Genomic DNA, 18667 nt, shown 5'->3' with positions numbered 1-18667 from the left:
ACAGGGCTTGCCGTGCGCCGCCTGACCGGCGGCCCGCCCCCGCGCGGGCGTACGGCTGGACATCCCCTGGAAACTCAACACGGAGAGGCACGGTTCCAATGCAAAGCATCCTCCTGAAAACAGGCGTTGCGGCCTTCCTTTGCCTGGCGGCGTCGGGCTGCGTCGTGGCCGAGGGCGGCGAGCCCGAGGACGACGAGGACCTGGGCACGGCGAGCGCGGCGCAGATCGACATTGGATACAAGAAGAAGTGGCGGCTCTACACGGCGACGTTCTCGAACGGGCAGCCTTTCTTTCGCGTGCTCGCGATCGGGGGGAGCGACGTGGGCCCGTACCAGGCCAACACGGAGTACTGGTATGTGACGAGTGCGAACCTGGGCTACCTCGGCCAGAACAGCGTGGTCTTCAGCCACGTCGACGGCGACGACACGCCGCCGAAGCAGAGCGGCTCGGCGCAGTTCCAGACGCCCTGGCTCGTGCCCTGGACGTCGTTCTCGAACGACCCGGTGAGCGGCGGCTACCGCTACGACAACGGCAGCGTGCACCTGCGCATCGCCGTCAACGGCGGCGAGATCTCGGGGCTGACCTGGTACCAGACGATCCCGGCGGCGCAGACTCCGACCAACATCGCGCTGAACGGCACGTTCACGGTCGGCTCCGGATCCGTGGTGGTCCCGCAGGGGAGCGTCGGCTACTACGTGAACAGCGCGATCCCGTGATGCCCCCGGGCCTGTGTCCCCGGGGCCCACGTTGACCGGGCGCCGCCGTCCTCGGGGCCGGCGCGGCGCCGGCGGCCGCGAGGGGCGCCGGCGCTCGCTCAGAACCCGCCCTCGATCGCGATCCCTGGCATCGTGATGGGCCCCACCGTCTGGGGTGTACACCCGCGCTCGTCGCAGCTCACGTCGAACACCTCCTTGGCCAGCGTCGCGTTCTGCAGATCGAGCACCAGCCCGAGGTAGCCGCGCGCGCCGAGCGACCAGCGCTTCGACACGCGCATGTCGAGCCGGTAGAACGGGCGGACGCGCTCCGGGTCCGCGCGCGGTGGGCGGCCCTCGACGATCTCGTCGGCAGGGAAGCCCGTGTAGAAGACGTGCCGGATGCCGGCGCGAACGCCGCGGCCGAGGTCGTAGAGCAGCGCGACGTGCGCGACGTGCGTGCGGTCGTAGGCGGACGGGAGCGTCGCCTTGCCGCGCGTGCGCGTGGCGCGCGAGAGCGTGTACGACGCGAGGAAGAACAGGTCGCGGCGAAGCGCGCCGCGCGCGCCGAGCTCCAGGCCGTAGGTGTCGCCGAGGCTGCGCGTCAGGAAGCGCTCGGTGCTGAGGGTCGTGCCGCGGCCGGTGCCGATCGGATCGCTCAGGCCGAGGGTCGCCTGGCGGAACGCCGCGCCGCTGAAGCGGACCGGGCCGGCGTCGACCTCGACGCCGAAGCTCGCCTGCAGGCTCCGCTGGAGGCCGCCCGGGATGCCGCCGATCTGGAGCGCCGGCAGCGGGGCGAGGCCGGGGAGCTGCGACGCGAGGCCGAACGCGGGGATGAGCCGCACGTGATCGCCGACGCCGAAGCGACCGACGATCCTCGGATCCACGGCGAGCGCGGTCTTGCCGAGGGAGGTGTAATGGTCGACGCGCACGCCGGGCGTGAGGGTCGAGCGCTCGTCGAGGACGAGCAGCGCGTCGGCCCACGCGCCCACGGCGAGGTCGAGCCGGCTGCGGAAGAGCTCGGGGAAGCTCTCGTCGAGCTGGGCCGTGCCCTCGGCGGGCTTGGCGTCGGGCTCGCCGTCGGGCGAGCCGGGGCGCGGCGCGACGGCGCGCGGGGTGACGTCGTAGCGGTCGATCGCGGCGTCGACCCCGGCGCGCAGGAGCGCGCGCCCCCCGAGGGCGGGACGGGCGAGGCTCATGCGCGCGTTGAGCTTGAAGGCCCGGGCGCTCTCGACGCCGACCCCGCGCGACTGGTCGAGCCCGAGGGTGAGCGCCGCCCGGACGCGGGCCCCGGAGGCGTCGTCGCGGTCGTAGCGCAGGTCGAGGCGGTGGAAGTCGCTGTCGAGCAGGACGTTGGTCGTCTCGGCGCCGTCCTCCTGGCCGAGGGTCGCGAGGTAGTCGTACGCGCCGAACGCGAACACGGTGAAGCGCGCGTCCGGCCCGAGGCGGTAGGCGACGCGAGCCTGGTAGTCGGCGTAGCCCACGTCGACGCTCGGCACGAGCGCCGAGGTGAGCGCCGCGCCGGCGGCATAATGGCCCCCGAGGAGGACGTGGGTGTCCCTGTCGACCGGCCCCTCGACCACGCCGCCGACGTCGACGAACCGGAAAGCCCCCTCCCCGCGCCAGACGTCGGAGGGCGGCGCGCTCTCGGCCTCGATCGCCGCGCCCGCGAGCCGCCCGATGTCGGCCGGATAGGGCCCGAGGTGCATCTCGAGGCGCTGGACGATGGAGGCCGGGATGACGCCGGGGCCAGCGCCCACGTGAAAGAGGAGCGGGACCTGGATGCCGTTGAAGAAGTAGCCGACGTTCCCCGGCGGCGCGCCGCGGATGTAGTAGTACGGCATGCCGCTCGCGATGGTGGTCACGCCCGGCTGCACCTCGATGGCGCGGAACGGGTCGCCGAGGGCGCCGGGCATCTCGCGGATGTCGCGCCGCGAGAGCGACACGGAGCCGGGCGGGGCCCGGCTGCCCTCGACGGTCACCTCGATGCCCGCGGGGGCGGCGGGCGCCTCCGCCGGGGGCGGCGGGGCGGCCTCGTGCGGCGGGGCGGCGCCCTCCGGGGACGGGGGCGCGGCGGCCGGTGACGCAGGCTGCGGGCGCGCCTCGCCCGGGGGGAGGCCTGCCACGCTGGCGAGCGCGAAGGCGAGGATGGCGGTGGGGGATCTCACACGGCTGCCGCGGGTGCGCCGCTCGGGACAGGAAAGGACAGCACCGCGGCGCGCTACCCGCTCGGCGGGTTAGCAAATCCTGCCGCGCAGCGAAAGGCGGCGCTCTCCAGCATCGGCGCCCTCCGTGGGAGGTTTCCGTCCCGGGCTTCCGTCCCAGGTTGGCAGGCTTCCGTCCCAGGTTGGGGACCCCTCACGCCTCACACCTCCGACCCAGGTTGGGGAGGTCTCCCCCCCCCCATCCGACCCAGGTTGGGGACGCCTCCCCCATCCGACCCAGGTTGGGGACGCCTCCCCCATCCGACCCAGGTTGGGGACGCCTCCCCCATCCGACCCAGGTTGGGGACGCCTCCCCCCATCCGACCCAGGTTGGGGAGGTCTCCCCCCCTCCCCCATCCGACCCAGGTTGGGGACGCCTCCCCCATCCGACCCAGGTTGGGGAGGTCTCCGAGGTTGGGGAGGTCTCCGTCCAGGTTGGGGAGGTCTCCGTCCCAGGTCGGATGGAGTCCGCGCTTGACAAGCACGGCTCCGCATCATATTTAACCAACAGGCTAATTAACCATATGGTTCAATTCAGATGCCGACCGATCCGCTGAGCACCACCTTCGCCGCCCTGGCGGACCCGACACGTCGGGCGATCCTGGCCCGTCTCGCCTCGGGCGAATGCTCGGTCACCGAGCTCGCCGAGCCCTTCGACATGAGCATGCCCGCCGTCTCGAAGCACCTCCGGGTGCTCGAGCGCGCGGGGCTCATCACGCGGAGACGTGACGCGCAGTGGCGGTGGTGCCGGATCGAGGCGGCGCCCCTGAAGGAAGTGGCCGACTGGGCCGAGCACTACCGGCAGCTCTGGGAAGGGCGGCTCGATCGTCTGGACGTGTATCTACAGGAACTGCAAGCGAAAGAGAGGAATCATGGCGGTGGGCAGCACGGCAAATAAGGATAGCTTCAAGGTCATGACGCCGTCGGAGCACGAGATCTGCTTGACGCGCGTGTTCAATGCGCCGAGGCACCTCGTGTTCGAGGCGATGACGCGACCCGAGCACGTGCGGCGATGGTGGGGCTGCCTGAGCGAGGGCTACTCGGTGCCCGTCTGCGAGATCGACCTCCGCCCGGGCGGCGCGTGGCGCTTCGTGAACCGCTTCCCCGGGGGCGAGGCCGCCTTCCACGGCGAGTACCGCGAGATCACGCCGCCGAGCCGGCTCGTGTTCACCGAGATCTTCGAGCAGTACCCGGACGTCGTCTCGGTGGTGACATCGGTCTTCACCGAGGAGGGCGGCAAGACGCGATTGACGGTCACGATCCGCTATCCGTCGCTGGAAGTGCGCGACGCGGTCCTCGCGTCCGGCATGGACAAGGGCGCGGCCCTCAGCTACGACCGCCTCGAGGATCTCGTCGGAGAGCTGCAGCGGTCGTGAGCGCCGGGTAATCAGCGGGCTACACGCAGGCCGCCGCGAGCGCCTCACCGAAGATCCGCGCCACCTCGTCGATCTGCGCCGCGGTGATGACGAGCGGCGGCAGGAACCGCACCACGCTGCCGTGGCGGCCGCCGAGCTCCACGATCATCCCCCGCCGCAGGCACTCGCGCTGCACGCGCGCCGCGAGCTCGCGGTGGGCAGGGCGCGCCCCGAGCGCGTCGGGCAAGGCCGCCGCGTCCACCAGCTCCACGCCGATCATCAGGCCGCGCCCCCGCACGTCGCCGATGCACGCGTGCTCCTCGCCGAGCGCGGCGAGCCGCTCCCTCAGCCGCGCGCCGAGCTCCGCGGCCGCGGCGTCCAGGCGCTCCGCGCGCAGCACCGAGAGCGTGGCCGAGCCCGCGGCCATGGCGAGCTGGTTGCCGCGGAACGTGCCCGCGTGGGCCCCCGGGCGCCAGGCGTCGAAGCGCTCGTGATACACCACCACCGAGAGCGGCAGCCCGCCGCCGAGCGCCTTCGACAGGACCAGCACGTCCGGCTCGATGCCCGCGTGCTCGAACGCGAACATGCGCCCGGTGCGGCCAAAGCCCGTCTGCACCTCGTCGAGGATCAAGGGGATATCATGGCGCGTCGCCAGCCCCCGCAGCCCCTTCAGCCAGGCGACGGGCGCCGGGATCACGCCCCCCTCGCCCTGCACCGCCTCGACGATGATGGCCGCCGGCCTGGGCACGCCGCCCTCCGGGTCGGACAGCAGGTTGTCGATGGTCGCGAGCGAGGCCGCGACACCGGCGTCGCCGCCGAGCCCGAACGGGCAGCGGTACTCGTACGGATACGGCAGGAACTGCACGCCGTGCAGACTGCCGCCGAGCGCCACCTTGGGCCCGAGGTTGCCCATCAGGGTGAGCGCGCCCTGCGTCATGCCGTGATACGCGCCCTGAAAAGCGAGCACCGTGCCGCGCCCGGTGACGGTCTTGACCAGCTTCAGCGCAGCTTCCACCGCGTCGGCCCCGGTGGGGCCGCAGAACTGGATGCGCGCATGGCGGGCGAAGGGCGCCGGCAGCACGCCGAGCACGTCCTGCATGAAGCGGTCTTTGACCGGCGTGGTGATGTCGAGCGTGTGCAGCGGCAGCCCGGAGTGCAGCGTCCGCATCAGGACGTCGGTGACCGCCGGGTGGTTGTGCCCGAGCGCCAGGGTGCCGGCCCCGGCCAGACAGTCGAGGAACACGCGCCCCTCGACGTCCTCCACATACACGCCCTGCGCGCGCGCGAGCGCCAGCGGCAGCCGCCGCGGGTACGAGCGGGCGTTCGACTCGCGCTGCCGCTGCCGCTCGAGCAAGGGGTGATCCCCCAGCTCGTACAGCGCGCGCCGCCGGTGACGCTCGCCGAGCTCGGCGGCGAGCCCCGCGTGCAGCGGCGGCCTGGGGGCCGCGGGGACCTGATCCGAAACAGGGATACTGGAAGCTGCGGACAGATTCATGGGGACTCCCTGGTGAGGGTTGTTCGCTCCGCGCGCTCCGGGGCGCGCTCCGCGGGGTCGAGGACCTCCAGGGTCTCGCGTACGCGCGCATGCGCGTCGGCCCCCTTCACTGCGGCGATGTGATCGCCGGGAAGAATCGCTGTGTGCACCGCGCCCGCCGTGAACGGCTGCCAGTCGACGGGCGGGCCGCCGTGGCGCGCGATGGTCTCGGCGCTCCACCACACGTGGATCGGCGCCGCGACGCACAGCGGCGGCAGATCCCTCGTGAGCAGGGCCGCGCCTCGGAGCAGCGCGTACCGGTGGTGGTAGGCGGCGGGCGGGATGTCGCGCGACGCGAAGCCGCGGGCCTGCGCCCAGCGCACCGCCTCCGCCACGCGATCGCCGTCGCGCAGCCCCCTCAGCCGCTCCCGCAGCGCGTCGAGCTCCGCCGGCGGGAGCGCGAGCAGCGCCGCGCTCCGGTCCTGATCGACGTACGCGGCCAGCTCCTCGACGACATCCGGCTCGCCCCCCGCATAGAGCCGCGTGCGCGGCTGCGCGTCCAGCATGCCGAGGAAGGCGACCCGCTCGCCCTGCGCCTCCAGCGTCCGGGCGATGGCGAGCGCCAGCACGCCGCCGACAGACCACCCGAGGAGGTGGTACGGCCCGCGCGCCTGCCGCTCCCGGATCTCGCGCGAGAGCTGCTCGACGATCCGGGGGAGCGAGAGCGCCCCGGCCTCCCGCGCGAGCGACGGGCCCAGATCGAGCCCGAGCACCGGCCGCTCCTCGCCCATGGCCGCGGCGAGGCCCTGGTAGGCCATGACGTGCAGGCCCGAGGAGTCCACGCAGAAGAGCGGCGGGCGCGCGCCGCCCGCGCGCAGCACGACGACGCTCGACGCCGGGCGCTCGGCCGCGAGCAGCCGGGCGAGCCCCGCGACCGTCGGCGCCTCGAAGATCGCCATCAACGACAGGGAGCCGCCGAGCGCCTGCTGGATCCGGTGCATCAGCGGGATCGCCATCAGCGAGTGCCCGCCGAGGTCGAAGAAGTCGTCCTCGACGCCCACCTGCGGGCGCCCCAGCACGTCGGCCCAGATCGCCGCGAGCGCCTCCTCGACCGGCGTCCGCGGCGCGACGTGCTCGCGCCGCCGCCGCGCGGCAGGGCTGGGCAGCGCCCTCCGATCCACCTTCCCGTTCGCGGTCAGCGGCAGCGCGCGCAGCAGCACGACGTCGCTCGGGTGCATGTGCTCGGGGAGCCGATCCTTGAGGAACGCGCGCAGCGAGGCCTCGTCGAGCGCCCCCTCCCGGGGGACGACGTACGCGACGATCTTCGGCCCGCCCGCGCCGTCCTCGCGCGCGGCGGCGACGACGACGACCGCCTGCCCGACCGCGGGGTGCTCCCGGACCCGCGCCTCGATCTCGCCGAGCTCCACGCGGTAGCCGCGGATCTTCACCTGGTGATCGCGCCGGCCCATGAACTCGATGGCGCCGTCGGGTCGGTACCGCGCCCGATCGCCCGTCCGGTAGAGGCGCGCGCCCACGCCGAAGGGGTGCGGCACGAACCGCTCCGCGGTCAGATCCGGCTGCCCGAGGTACCCGCGCGACAGGCCCGCGCCGCCCAGGTACAGCTCGCCGACCGTGCCCGCCGGCGCCGGCTCCAGGCGCTCGTCGAGCACGTACGCCTCCGCGCTGGCCAGCGGGCGGCCGATCGGCACCGACGCGCACCCGCGGGGATCGCGCAGCGCGCGCAGCGGCTGCACCAGCGCGCCCACCGTCGTCTCGGTCGGCCCGTAGTGGTTCGCCACCGCGCAGCCGCTCGAGAGCGCCGCGATCCGCTCGACGAGGGCGAGCGGCAGCGCCTCTCCGCCGAGCACGAGGAGCCGCCGCGGCAGCACCGCCGCCCCCGCGCCCGTGTCGAGCAGCGCGCTCAGGTGCGACGGCACGATCTTCAGCACGTCGATCGGCCAGCGCCGGGTGTACTCCGAGAAGCGCCGGCCGTCGGTCGCCGTCTCGTAGCCGATCACGTGCAGGCACCCGCCCGAGGCGAGCGCGCCGAAGATGCTCGTGTTGCCGAGATCGGCGCTCAGCGTCGAGACGGTCGCGAAGTGCAGCCCGGCCTCGATCCCGAGCGCCTCGCACACCGACCGGGTGTAGCTGGCGATGCCCCGGTGCGTCACGCCGACGCCCTTGGGCTCGCCGGTCGAGCCCGAGGTGAAGACGACGGACGCGAGATCGTCGGGCAGCACCGGCACGGCAGGGTCGCCGTCGGGCTCGCCGTGCTCGCCGTGGAAGAGCGCCGCGTCGTCCAGGGAGAGGACGGCGCAATCGGTGTCCGACAGGTCCGGCAGCCGGGCGCGGACGGCCGCGCTCGTGAGCAGGACGGAGAGATCCGCGCGCCGGATCTGCTGGGCGAGCCGCTGCACGGGGGCGTGCGGGTCGAGCGGCACGTAGGCGCCTCCGGCCTTCAGGACGCCGAGGAGCCCCGCGATCATGTCGACGGATCGTTCGCCGCAGAGGCCGACCGGGCTGCCGCCGCCGACGCCGCGCCGGCGGAGGTGGTGGGCGAGCCGGTTGGCCTGCCGGCTCAGCTCGCCGTAGGTCAGCCGCCGATCGCCCGCGACCACGGCCAGCGCGTCGGGCTGCCGCGCCGCGTGCTCCTCGAACATGGCGTGGAGGCACGGCGGGGGCGCGGCGTCGTTCGTCGCCCCGCCCGCCCCGCGGCCCTCCGAGAGCCGGCGCGCCCGCTCCGCGGGGCCGAGCAGGCCGAGGCGCGCGGCGGGCGCCGACCAGGCCTCGGCCGCGCTGCCGAGCAGCGCCCGGTATTGCTCGGCCATCCCCAGCACCCCCTCCGCCCCGAACCGGCGCGCGTCGTACCAGAACGACAGGCGCACGCGGCCCGGGCCGCGCTGGGCCGAGAGCGCGAGCTTGAGCCCGCCCGCGCCCGTGCACCGGCGCTCGACGCGCCACGCGAGGCCCCCCGCCACCCGGGGCTCCGGGAGCGCGGAGAGCTCGAAGCCGACGGTGCCCCCGGTCCCCCCGCCGTCCGCCGGCTGGTCGGGGTTCCAGCGCTCCTCCTCCTCGGTCGCCTCCTCGACGCCGGCCTGCGCCCGGAGCACCAGCTCCGCGAACCGCTGCGCGTCGTCCACGCGGCACGGCACCGGGAGCCACTTGGCCACCGGGCCCATGACCTCCTGGACGTCCTCGATCCTCCGCCCCGGCGAGGCGACGGCGACGACGAGCTCCCGCGCCCCGGTGAGGCGCGCGAGGTGCACCTGGAAGGCCGCGAGCAGGACCGACGAGAGCGCGGCGCCCTCGCCGCGCGCCAGCGACTCCAGCCGGTCGAGCAGCGCCGCGTCGACCTCGATCTCGACGACCTCGCCGGAAGCGCCGCCCTCTCCGGCGGCGCCCTCGAACGGGAGGACGACGGGCCCCCCCGCGGGCGGCGGGGCGCTCTCCGCCGCGCCGACGAGCTCGTTCTGCCACTCGGAGAACTGGGCATACTGCAGCGGCTCCGCCGCGGGCTCCCGCCGATCGCCGACGCCGGCGTAGGCCTCGGCCAGCTCGCCGAACAGGAGGTCCAGCGTCCACGCGTCCGCGCAGAGCGCGGGCGCGGCGACGAGCAGGTCGTGCAGCCGCCCGGCGCGGCGCACCAGCCACACATGGAGCAGCGGCCCGCGCTCGAGGTCGACCGTGAGCCGCGCGGCCTCGCGCCAGAGCGCCTCGACGCGCGCCTCCTGCTCGCCCGCCGCGCGCCCGCCCAGATCCACCCGGCGCCACGCGGGAGGCGCCCCGGAGGCGGCCTGCAGCGGGAACTTGAGGCGCGGATCCCGGCGGAACGCCGTCCTCAGGATCTCGTGGCGCGCGACGACCTCGCCGAGGGCGCCGGCCAGCCGCGCGGGATCGAGGTCCCCCTCCAGCCGGATCAGCCCGCGCGTGACCACCGTCGTCCCGCTCCGGTGGAGCGCCCACAGGCGCCGCTGCTGCGGCGACAGGCGCACGCCCTGGAGGCTCGGCCCCATCTCGGTGACCTGCGTCGTCATGACGCCACCGCGCCCTGGGCCGCCTGCTCCGCCCGCTCGGCGCCCTGGGCCGCCTGCTCCGTCCGCTCGGCCGTCATCATCTCGCCCATGGCCACCACGATCTTCCGCGGGCCGGAGAACGGATCGCGGCCGTGGGCCACGAGCATGTTGTCGAGCAGGAGGATGTCGCCCTCCTGCCACGGGAACCGCACGGCGCAGCGCTCGTAGGCCTCGCCGAGCGCGCGGGTCGTCTCGACCTCGATCGGCGCGCCGTCGCCGTAGGTGACGTTGCGGGGCAGCCACTCCTCGCCGACCATGGCCAGGAGCGACGCGCGCACCGGCGCGTCCAGGTACGCCGGGTGGTGGAGCTGGATCTGGTTGAAGAACACCGGCTCCCCCGTCTTCGGGTGCGCGAGCACCGCCGGCCCGCGCTGGCTGATCCGCAGCCGGCCGCCCGCGAGCCACTCGCACCGCATGCCGCCCGCGCGGCAGCGCTCCTCCACGACCGCGGGATCGGTGGTGTGGAAGAAGTCCTGCCAGCCCACGTCGAAGCCCGGCGTGAAGTTCCGCACGTAGAGCAGCCCCGACCGCCGGAAGCGCTCGCGGACGTCGGGCGCGAGCGCCCCGAGGAGCCTCCGGCAGTCCACGATCGGCGTCGCGCCGCCCTCCGGCGCGGCCTGCACGCAGAAGAACCACTGCTTGAGCGGCCAGCGCGGCAGGTGCGAGCTCTCGTTGTGGAACAGGATGGCCTTGTCGGCCGGATAGGGCGTCGAGCCGTAGATGTGCCGCCCGGTCTTCTCCCGCGGGAGATCCCCGTACTCGCCGAACAGCTCGCCACAGACGGCCTGCGCGACCTGCTCGAACTCCTGCACGGTCCGGATCGAAAAGCCGCGGAACAGGACGGCCCCGTGCCGGAGGAGCTGCGCCTCGACGAACGCCCGCTCCTCGCGGGCCCAGGCCGCGAGCTCCACGTCGTCGACCGCCGGCCTCACGACCAGCGGCAGCGGCCCGTCGCCCAGCGTGCCGGTCGCGACCAGGGCGCTCGGGCCGACGTCCACCTTGCGGGGGGTGATGCGCTTGAGGCTCCGGAGCCGGCCCTCGTCACGCGCGCGTCCTTCCACGGTGCGTCCCTTCCTCTCCGCTGCCGCGAGCGCCGTCACGCGGCGGTCGGGGTCGTCCACGATGGCCCGCAGCACGGCCATGAAGTGGGCCGCCATCGCTGCGATGGTCGGCGGCTCGAACAGATCGGCGCGGTACTTCCACGCGCACGTGAGCCCCTCGTCGCCCTCCTCGACGAACACGCCGAGGTCGAACCGCGACACCTCCCGGTCGAGCTCCACCGGGCTGAAGCGCACCCCGGGCAGCGAGATCTCGGACGCCGGCACGTTCTGCAGCACGAACAGCGCCTGCACGAGGGGGTGGCGGCCGGGCTCGCGGGCCGGCCGCACGGCGTCGACCACCTGCTCGAACGGCAGATCCTGGTGCGCGTACGCGTCGAGCGTGACCTCGCGGACCCGCCGGAGGAGCTCCCGGAACGTGGGCAGGCCGCCGAGATCCGTGCGCAGGACCAGCAGGTTGACGAAGAAGCCGATGAGCCCCTCGGTCTCCGCGCGGTTGCGGCCCGCGACGTCGGTCCCGACGAGGAGGTCGGTCTGGCCCGTGCGCCCGAGGAGCACGACCTGGAACGCCGCGAGCAGCGTCATGAACAGGGTGGCGCCCTCGCGCCGGCCGAGCGCGCGCAGCGCCTCGGACAGCGCGCGGTCCACCGCGATCGTGTGGCGCCCGCCGCGGTAGCTCGACGCGGCGGACCGGGGGTGATCCGGGCGCAGATCGAGCGCCGGCGGGGGCCCGGCGAGCCGCTCGCGAAGGGCGCCGAGCAGCGCCTCGCGGGTCGCGCCCTGCATCCACCGCCGCTGCCAGACCGCGAAGTCCGCGTACTGGACCGGCAGCGGCCGCAGCGCCGGCGGCCGCCCGGCCCTCGCCGCCGCGTACAGCTCGGCCAGGTCCGCGACCAGCACGCCCATGGTCCAGCCGTCCGCCACGATGTGGTGGACGACGACGACCAGCACGAGCTCGTCGTCGCGCAGCCGGATCGCGGTCACCCGCAGGAGCGGGCCGCGGCCGAGGTCGAACGGCCGCTCCGCGCGGTCCGCGGCCAGGCGCTGGACCTGCGCGCCGCGCTCCGCGGCGGGCGTCGCCGACAGGTCCACCACCTCGAAATCCGGCGCGCCGTCGGGCGCGATCACCTGCACCGGCTCGCCGGAGGCCACGCCGAACGTGGTCCGCAGCGACTCGTGGCGCCGGACGAGCGCGACGAGGCTCTCCCGGAGCAGCGCGAGGTCGAGCTCCCCCTCGACGCGCACGGCCGCGGTCATGTTGTACCCGGCGCTGTCGGGCTCGAGCTGCGCCAGAAACCACAGGCGCTGCTGGGCGAACGAGAGCGGCAGCGGCCCCTGCCGCGGCACCGGGACGAGCGGCGGCGGCATCGCGCCGCGCTGCTGCTCTTCGGCCTCGTCCACGGCGCCGGCGAGCTGCGCCACGGTCGGGTGATCGAAGATCGACCTGAGCGGCAGCTCCACCTGGAACGCGCCGCGGATGCGGGAGATCGCGCGGGTGGCCAGGAGCGAGTGCCCTCCGAGCTCGAAGAAGCTCTCGTGCACGCCGACGGCCTCGAGGCCGAGCACCTCGGCCCAGATCGCCGCCACGATCTCCTCCGTCGCGGTGCGGGGCCGCGCGCGCTGCTCGCGCGCGACGAGCCCCGGCGCGGGCAGGGCCTTCCGGTTCACCTTGCCGTTCGGCGTCAGCGGCAGCTCGTCGAGCCACACGTAGGCCGAGGGCACCATGTGGTCGGGCAGCCGCTCCTTCAGCCACGCGCGCAGCCCATCGGCGGTGAGCGCCGCGCTCCGCGCCGGGATGACGTACGCGGCGAGGCGCGGCGTCCCCGCGTCCTCGCGGGCCACGACCACCGCGTCGCGCACATCCGGGCAGGCCCGCAGCTGCGCTTCGATCTCGCCCAGCTCGATCCGGAAGCCGCGGATCTTGACCTGGTGGTCGCGCCGCCCGAGGAACTCCAGGGTGCCGTCGCGCCGGAACCGCGCCAGGTCGCCGGTCCTGTACAGGCGGCGGCCCGGCTCCGGGCTGAACGGATCCGGGATGAAGCGATCGGCCGTCAGATCGGGGTGATCGAGGTACCCTCGCGCGAGGCCAGCGCCCCCGATGCAGAGCTCGCCGGCCACGCCGAGGGGCGCCGGGTAGAGCTGCCGATCGAGCACGTGAAGCTCGGTGTCGGCGATCGGGGTCCCCAGCGGGATCGGCCCGTCGCCTGCGGTCACGCGGTGGAGGCTCGACCAGACGGTGGTCTCCGTCGGCCCGTAGAGGTTCCAGGGGGCCACGCCCGCCTCGAGGAGCTGGCGCGCCAGCTCCCGCGGGAAGGCCTCGCCGCCGCACAGCACGGCCAGGCCGGCGAGCCGGGGCCGGCCGTTCTCCAGCAGCGTCTTCCAGCCGGTCGGCGTCGCCTGCATCAGCGTCGCGCCGGACGCGCGGAGCAGCGCCGAGAGGCGCTCGCCGTCCGCCACGTCCTCGCGGCGGGCGAGCTCCACCCGCCCGCCCGTGAGCAGCGGCAGGAACAGCTCCAGCGCGGCGATATCGAAGGAGATGGACGTGGTGGCGAGCACCACGACGTCCCGCGGGGGCGAGAGGTGCTCCTGCATGGAGAGGAGGAAGTTCGTCAGCCCTCCATGGCGGACCATGACGCCCTTGGGCCGGCCCGTGGACCCGGACGTGTAGATGACGTAGGCCAGGCTCTCCTCATCGAGGAGCGGCGTCGGATCCCGATCGGGCTCACCGGCGATCGAGGGCCAGTCCCGATCCAGGCAGATCGCGCGCGCGCCGGCGTCGGGCAAGGCGTGGAGCAGGCTCTCCTGCGTGAGGAGGAGCGGCAGCCGGGAGTCCTCCAGCATGGCGCGGAGCCGCTCGCGCGGATAGGCGGGATCCAGCGGGACGTAGGCGCCGCCCGACTTCAGGATGCCCAGCAAGCCCACCATCATCTCCAGCGAGCGCTCGACGCAGAGCCCCACCAGCGTCTCCGGGCCGACCCCGCGCCGCCGCAGGGCGTGCGCGAGCCGGTTGGCGCGGGCGTTCAGCGCTCCGTAGGTCAGGCGCTCTCGCCCGCACGTCACCGCGACGGCGTCGGGGGTCCGCGCCGCCTGCGCCGCGAGCATCTCCGGCAGGCAGGGTTGCGATCGACGGTCCCGCCGCGTCGCGCGCTGCGTCGCGGCGGGCGGCTCCTGCTCCGGATCGCTGAGGGGCGCGAGCCCGCCGAGCCGCGCCTCGGGCTGGCCCGCCATGCGCTCGAGCAACGCGCACATCGCGGCCGCCATGCGGGCGACGGTGCCCTCATCGAGGCGCCGCGCGTCGAACGAGAGCGTCAGCGCGAGCTCGCTGCCGGGGACGACGTAGATCGTGAGCGGGTAGCTCGTCCAGGCCTCCGCCGTGCTCACCTCGATCCCGAGGGCCCGCCGGTGCTCGTCGACGGCCTGGTCCACGGGGTAGTTCTGGAACACGAGGAGCGAGTCGAAGAGCGGCGCGCCCGGCGCCACCTCGCTCCATCGCTGCACCTGCACCAGCGGGCTGTACTCGTACTGCCGCAGCTCCAGGTTGAGCGCCTGGATCTGCTGCAGCCAGTCCGCGAGCCGCGCGGCCGGTGGGACGCGCAGGCGCAGGGGGAGCGAGTTGATGAACGCGCCCATGATGGAGCCGGCCTCGGGCAGGTCGGCGGGGCGGCCGGCCACGGTGATCCCGAAGAGCACGTCCGACTCGCCGCTGTAGCGGGCGAGGAGCAGCGCCCACGCGGCCTGCACGACGGTGTTGAGCGTGACCCCCTGCGCCTGCGCGAACGCCTGGAGCGCCCTCGTCGCGTCCGGCGAGAGCAGCGCCCGGCGCTCGCGGAAGCCGGCGTGGCCCGGCGCCTGCGGGGCCTCGGTGGGCTCCGGCAGCCGGGTCGGCGCCGTCAGCCCCTTCAGGTGAGCCCGGAAGAAGGCCTCGGCGGCCGCCATGTCCTGCCGCCCGAGCCACGCGATGTAGCTCCGGTAGGGGGGCGCCGGTTCGCGCTCCCCGAGCGCGCCGCGCCGCGCCTCCTCGTAGAGCGTCAGCCACTCCTCGAGGACGAGCCCCTGACACCAGCCGTCGAGCAGCGCGTGATGAACGCTCCAGACGACCCGGTCGACGCGCTCCGAGAGGCGCATCACCGCGACCCGCATGAGCGGCGGCTCCTCGAACCGGAAGCCCCGCCGGCGATCGTCCCGGAGGTAGCGCTCGAGCGCCGCCGCCCGCTCGGCGCCCGAGAGCTCCCGCCAGTCGAGGACCTCGATCGGCAGGCGCACGGCCCGCCGCACGACCTGGTGGGGCTCCGCGACGCCGGTGAGGAAGCCTGTCCGCAAGATCGCGTGACGCGCGCTGAGGACCTCGAAGGTCCGCGCGAACGCCTCGAGGTCCAGGCCCCGCGCGAACGTGCAGACGATCTGGTTGAAGTACGGGCTCGCCTCCGGCGTCAGGAGCGAGTGGAAGAGCATGCCCTGCTGCACCGGGGACGCGGGGAGCACGTCCTCGATGCCGTCATCGGCCTGCAGCAGGGCGTCGAGCTGCGCCCGCTCCAGCCGGGCGAGCTGGAAGGGCTCGATCGCGGGCGGCGGAGGCGGGGCCGGCGGCGCCGGCGCGGCCGGCGCCTCGGCCAGATCGCCCGCGAGCGCGGCGATCGTCCGGTGCGCGAAGATCTGCTTGGGCGAGAGGCGCAGCCCTTCCCGGTTGGCGCGGGCGATGATCTGCAGGCTCATGATGGAGTCGCCGCCCATCGCGAAGAAGTCGTCGTGGACGCCCACCGGCCCGCGGCGCAGGACCTCGGCCCAGATCCGGGCGAGCGTCGCCTCCACGTCGGTGCGCGGCGCGACGTGCCCGTCGCTGCGCGGCGCGCGGGCCGCGTCGGGCTCCGGCAGCGCCGCGCGGTCGATCTTGCCGTTCGCGGTCAGCGGCAGCGCCGGCAGCGGCACGATCGCGCTCGGCACCAGGGTGTCCGGCAAGCGCTGCGCGAGCCGCGCGAGCAGCGCGGCCGCGTCGAGGACCGCCCCCTCGCGGCCCACCACGTAGGCCACGAGGCGCTTCGTCCCCTCGTGGTCCCGCGCCACGACGACCGCCTCGCGCACCTCGGGCTGCTCGCGCAGGCAGGCCTCGATCTCGCCGAGCTCGACGCGGTGGCCGCGCAGCTTGATCTGGTGGTCGGTGCGCCCGAGGAACTCGATCGCGCCGTCCGCGAGCCGGCGCGCCCGATCCCCGGTGCGGTACAGCCGGCCCCCCGGGACGCCCCCGAACGGATCCGGGACGAAGCGCTCCGCCGTCAGCTCCGGGCGCGCGTGGTAGCCGCGCGCCACGGAAGCCCCGCCCAGGTAGAGCTCCCCGGGCACGCCCACCGGCACCGGATCGAAATTTACACCAAGAACGTACGCCTGCGTGCGGGGGAGCGGCCGGCCGATGGGCACGGTCGCCCCGGAGCGGCCGGCCGCGGGGTCGATCTGCCACGTGAGCGAGCCAACGGTCGCCTCGGTGGGGCCGTAGTGGTTCACGACGGTGCAGCCCGGCGCGAGCGTGCGGATCCGCTCGACGAGCTCCCAGCTCGAGGCCTCTCCGCCGAGCACGAGGCAGCGCGCCGGCAGCACGCGCTCGGGCCGCGCCGCCTCGAGGAGCGCGGCGAGGTGGCTGGGGACGATCTTGAGCGCGTCGACCCCGTGGCGGCTCATGTACTCGGCGGTGGCGTCGGGATCGAAGATCCGCGCCTCGGACAGGACGTGCAGCGCGCGGCCCGAGCAGAGCGCGCCGAAGAGCGACGTGTGCCCGAGGTCCGCGGCCACGGTCGAGACCAGCGCCATGCCGCCGCCCTCGGCGAGGGGCAGCCGCGCGAGCACGCCGCGCACGTAGCTCACGAGGTGGCGGTGCTCGACGGCCACGCCCTTCGGGCGCCCGGTCGAGCCCGAGGTGTAGACGAGGTAGGCCAGGTTGTCGGGCCGGGCCGTTTGTCCAAGCGGCGCGTCCGATTCGGCCGCGAGGGCGCCCGCGTCGCGGTCCAGGAAGAGCAGCGCGGGCCCCGGCCCGTCGAACGCGCCGGCCCACCGCTGCTGCGTGACCACGACGCGCGCGCCGCTGTCCTCCACCACGGCACGGAGCCGCGCGCGCGGGAACTTCGGGTCGACGGGCACGTACGCGGCGCCCGCCTTGAGCACGCCGAGCAGCGCGACGACCATCTCCGCCGAGCGCTCGATGCACAGGACGACCCGGTCCTCGGGCCCCACGCCGAGCGCCCGCAGCCGCCGCGCGAGCTGGTTCGTCCTCCGGTCGAGCTCCCGGTAGGTCAGCGCCGTCTCCTCGCAGACGACCGCGGGCGCGTCGGGCCGCGCGGCGGCGTGCGCCTCGAAGAGCTCGTGGACGCAGGCCGCCGGCGCGGAGGCCGTGGCCGTCGCGTTCCAGGCGGTGAGCAGGCGCCGCCGCTCCGCGCCGCTCACGAGGGGCAGCTCGGCCAGGCGGGCGCCCGGCCGCGCCGCCATCGCCTCGAGCAGCGCGCGGCACTGGCCGAGCAGGCTGGCCGCGGCCTCGTGCGCGAGGCGGCGGCGCTCGTAGCTCAGGAGGAGCCCGAGCTCGCTCGACGGCTCGACGATGAGCGACACCGGGTAGTTGTTGCGCCCGGCGGTGAGCAGGGCGTCGCCGACGCGCCCGCCGCCGGGGCGCGGGAGGGCACGGACGCGCACGTCGCGCACGGCAGATTGCGCGCCGCTCACGTCCTCCTCGGGGTAGCTGTCGAACACCACGAGGGTGTCGAAGAGCGACCGCCCGCCCGGCACCTCGCTCCAGCGCTGGACGCTGGACAGGGGGGTCCACTCGTGCTGGCGTAGCTCGCTGTTCCGGTCCTGCAGCCGCGAGAGCCACGCGGCGAGCGGCTCGTGCTCGTCCACGCGGACCCGCACCGGCAGGGTGTTGATCAACACGCCGACGATGGCCTCGGCGCCGGGGAGGTCCGGGGGCCGGCCCGACACCGTGGCGCCGAAGACCACGTCGCGCTCTCCGCCGTGCCGGGAGAGCAGGAGGGCCCACGCGCCCTGCACGAGGGTGTTCAGCGTGACGCGCAGGCGGCGCGCGCAGGCCGCGAGCGCCTCCGTCTCCGCCCGCGAGAAGCGCAGCGCCTGCTCGGCGCAGGGGAACGCGCCGTCGCCCGCCGCGGCCGCCGCCGGGCCGGCCTCCATCGGGAGCGGCGTCGGCGCCCGGAACCCGGCCAGCGCGCCGCGGAAGAACCGCTCGGCCGCGCCCTCGTCCTGGGCCTGCACCCAGCTCAGGTACTCCCGGTACGGGCGCGCCCGCGGCAGCTCGGGAACCGTTCCCCGCGCGAGCGCCCGATAGACGAGCAGCGCCTCGCGCAGCAGCAGCGCGAAGCTCCACCCATCCAGCAAGAGGTGGTGATGGCTGTTGATGAAATAAAAGGCCTCCTCCCCGGCCTGGGCCACCGTGAGCCGCATGAGGGGCGCCTTCAGCAGGTCGAAGCCGGCGCGCCGGTCCGCGGCCAGGAGCGCGGAGAGGGCCTCCTCGCGCTCGCCGGCCGCGAGCCCGCGCAGGTCGTGGCGCGCCACGGGGATCGCCGCCCGTGGTCGGACCACCTGCACGGGCCTCGTGACGCCCTCCCAGACGAAGCCGGTGCGCAGGATGGGGTGCCGCTCCGCGAGCGCCTGCCAGGCGCGCTCGAAGGCGTCGAGATCGAGCCGCCCCTCCAGAAGGAAGGCCGTCTGGACGAAGTACGGGTCGGCGGACCGGTCCGAGATCGCGTGAAAGAGCAATCCCTGCTGGAGCGGGGAGAGGTAGTGAATCGACTCGACGTCTTTCTTCTTGTTCGTCATGG

The 18667-nt window shown here is 74.6% G+C and carries 7 protein-coding genes; 3 read left to right on the top strand and 4 right to left on the bottom strand.

Features of this window, described 5'->3' with window-relative positions; all coding sequences use genetic code 11:
• The first annotated feature begins 98 nt into the window (after window positions 1–98).
• Window positions 99–716, top strand: a complete 618-nt coding sequence (locus tag WMF31_RS15040; RefSeq protein ID WP_129349369.1) for a hypothetical protein — start codon at window positions 99–101, stop codon at window positions 714–716.
• A gap of 98 nt (window positions 717–814) precedes the next feature.
• On the opposite strand, the gene WMF31_RS15035 is transcribed toward WMF31_RS15040, so the two are convergent.
• Window positions 815–2860, bottom strand: coding sequence for a TonB-dependent receptor plug domain-containing protein (locus WMF31_RS15035; RefSeq protein WP_436602609.1), 2046 nt, complete (start codon window positions 2858–2860; stop codon window positions 815–817).
• 574 nt (window positions 2861–3434) lie between these two features.
• Between WMF31_RS15035 and WMF31_RS15030 the strand changes: the two genes are divergently transcribed.
• Entirely contained in the window at window positions 3435–3794 is a 360-nt protein-coding gene (locus tag WMF31_RS15030; protein WP_129349371.1) for an ArsR/SmtB family transcription factor, read from the top strand.
• The gene (locus tag WMF31_RS15025) at window positions 3769–4272 is read left to right on the top strand and encodes an SRPBCC family protein (protein WP_436602608.1); all 504 of its coding nucleotides are present in this window, start codon (window positions 3769–3771) and stop codon (window positions 4270–4272) included. Before WMF31_RS15030 ends, WMF31_RS15025 begins: the two co-directional genes overlap by 26 nt.
• A 19-nt stretch (window positions 4273–4291) precedes the next feature.
• Here WMF31_RS15025 and WMF31_RS15020 read toward each other — a convergent pair whose 3' ends face one another.
• The 3 genes from WMF31_RS15020 to WMF31_RS15010 are packed head-to-tail and all read right to left on the bottom strand — an operon-like array spanning window position 4292 to window position 18665.
• Window positions 4292–5746 (bottom strand): diaminobutyrate--2-oxoglutarate transaminase, encoded by a 1455-nt coding sequence (locus WMF31_RS15020; protein ID WP_436602607.1) that lies wholly within the window; start codon window positions 5744–5746, stop codon window positions 4292–4294.
• Window positions 5743–9759, bottom strand: coding sequence for a non-ribosomal peptide synthetase (locus tag WMF31_RS15015; RefSeq protein ID WP_436602606.1), 4017 nt, complete (start codon window positions 9757–9759; stop codon window positions 5743–5745). Before WMF31_RS15015 ends, WMF31_RS15020 begins: the two co-directional genes overlap by 4 nt.
• Complete coding sequence (locus WMF31_RS15010) at window positions 9756–18665, bottom strand: amino acid adenylation domain-containing protein (RefSeq protein WP_436602605.1); 8910 nt, start codon at window positions 18663–18665, stop codon at window positions 9756–9758. Before WMF31_RS15010 ends, WMF31_RS15015 begins: the two co-directional genes overlap by 4 nt.
• Window positions 18666–18667 lie beyond the last annotated feature (2 nt).

This window comes from Sorangium sp. So ce1036 (assembly GCF_051369805.1).
In the GTDB taxonomy this organism is placed as follows: Bacteria; Myxococcota_A; Polyangia; order Polyangiales; family Polyangiaceae; genus Sorangium; species Sorangium cellulosum_F.
The sequence above is the reverse complement of the archived record's forward strand: the minus strand, read 5'-3'. Positions and strand labels throughout refer to the sequence as shown.

What these genes read in the sequence shown, in the direction of transcription:
- WMF31_RS15030 (WP_129349371.1), top strand. Translation starts at nt 3,435, where the DNA reads ATGCCGACCGATCCGCTGAGCACCACCTTCGCCGCCCTGGCGGACCCG.
- WMF31_RS15010 (WP_436602605.1), bottom strand. Translation starts at nt 18,665, where the DNA reads ATGACGAACAAGAAGAAAGACGTCGAGTCGATTCACTACCTCTCCCCG.
- WMF31_RS15025 (WP_436602608.1), top strand. Translation starts at nt 3,769, where the DNA reads ATGGCGGTGGGCAGCACGGCAAATAAGGATAGCTTCAAGGTCATGACG.
- WMF31_RS15040 (WP_129349369.1), top strand. Translation starts at nt 99, where the DNA reads ATGCAAAGCATCCTCCTGAAAACAGGCGTTGCGGCCTTCCTTTGCCTG.
- WMF31_RS15015 (WP_436602606.1), bottom strand. Translation starts at nt 9,759, where the DNA reads ATGACGACGCAGGTCACCGAGATGGGGCCGAGCCTCCAGGGCGTGCGC.
- WMF31_RS15020 (WP_436602607.1), bottom strand. Translation starts at nt 5,746, where the DNA reads ATGAATCTGTCCGCAGCTTCCAGTATCCCTGTTTCGGATCAGGTCCCC.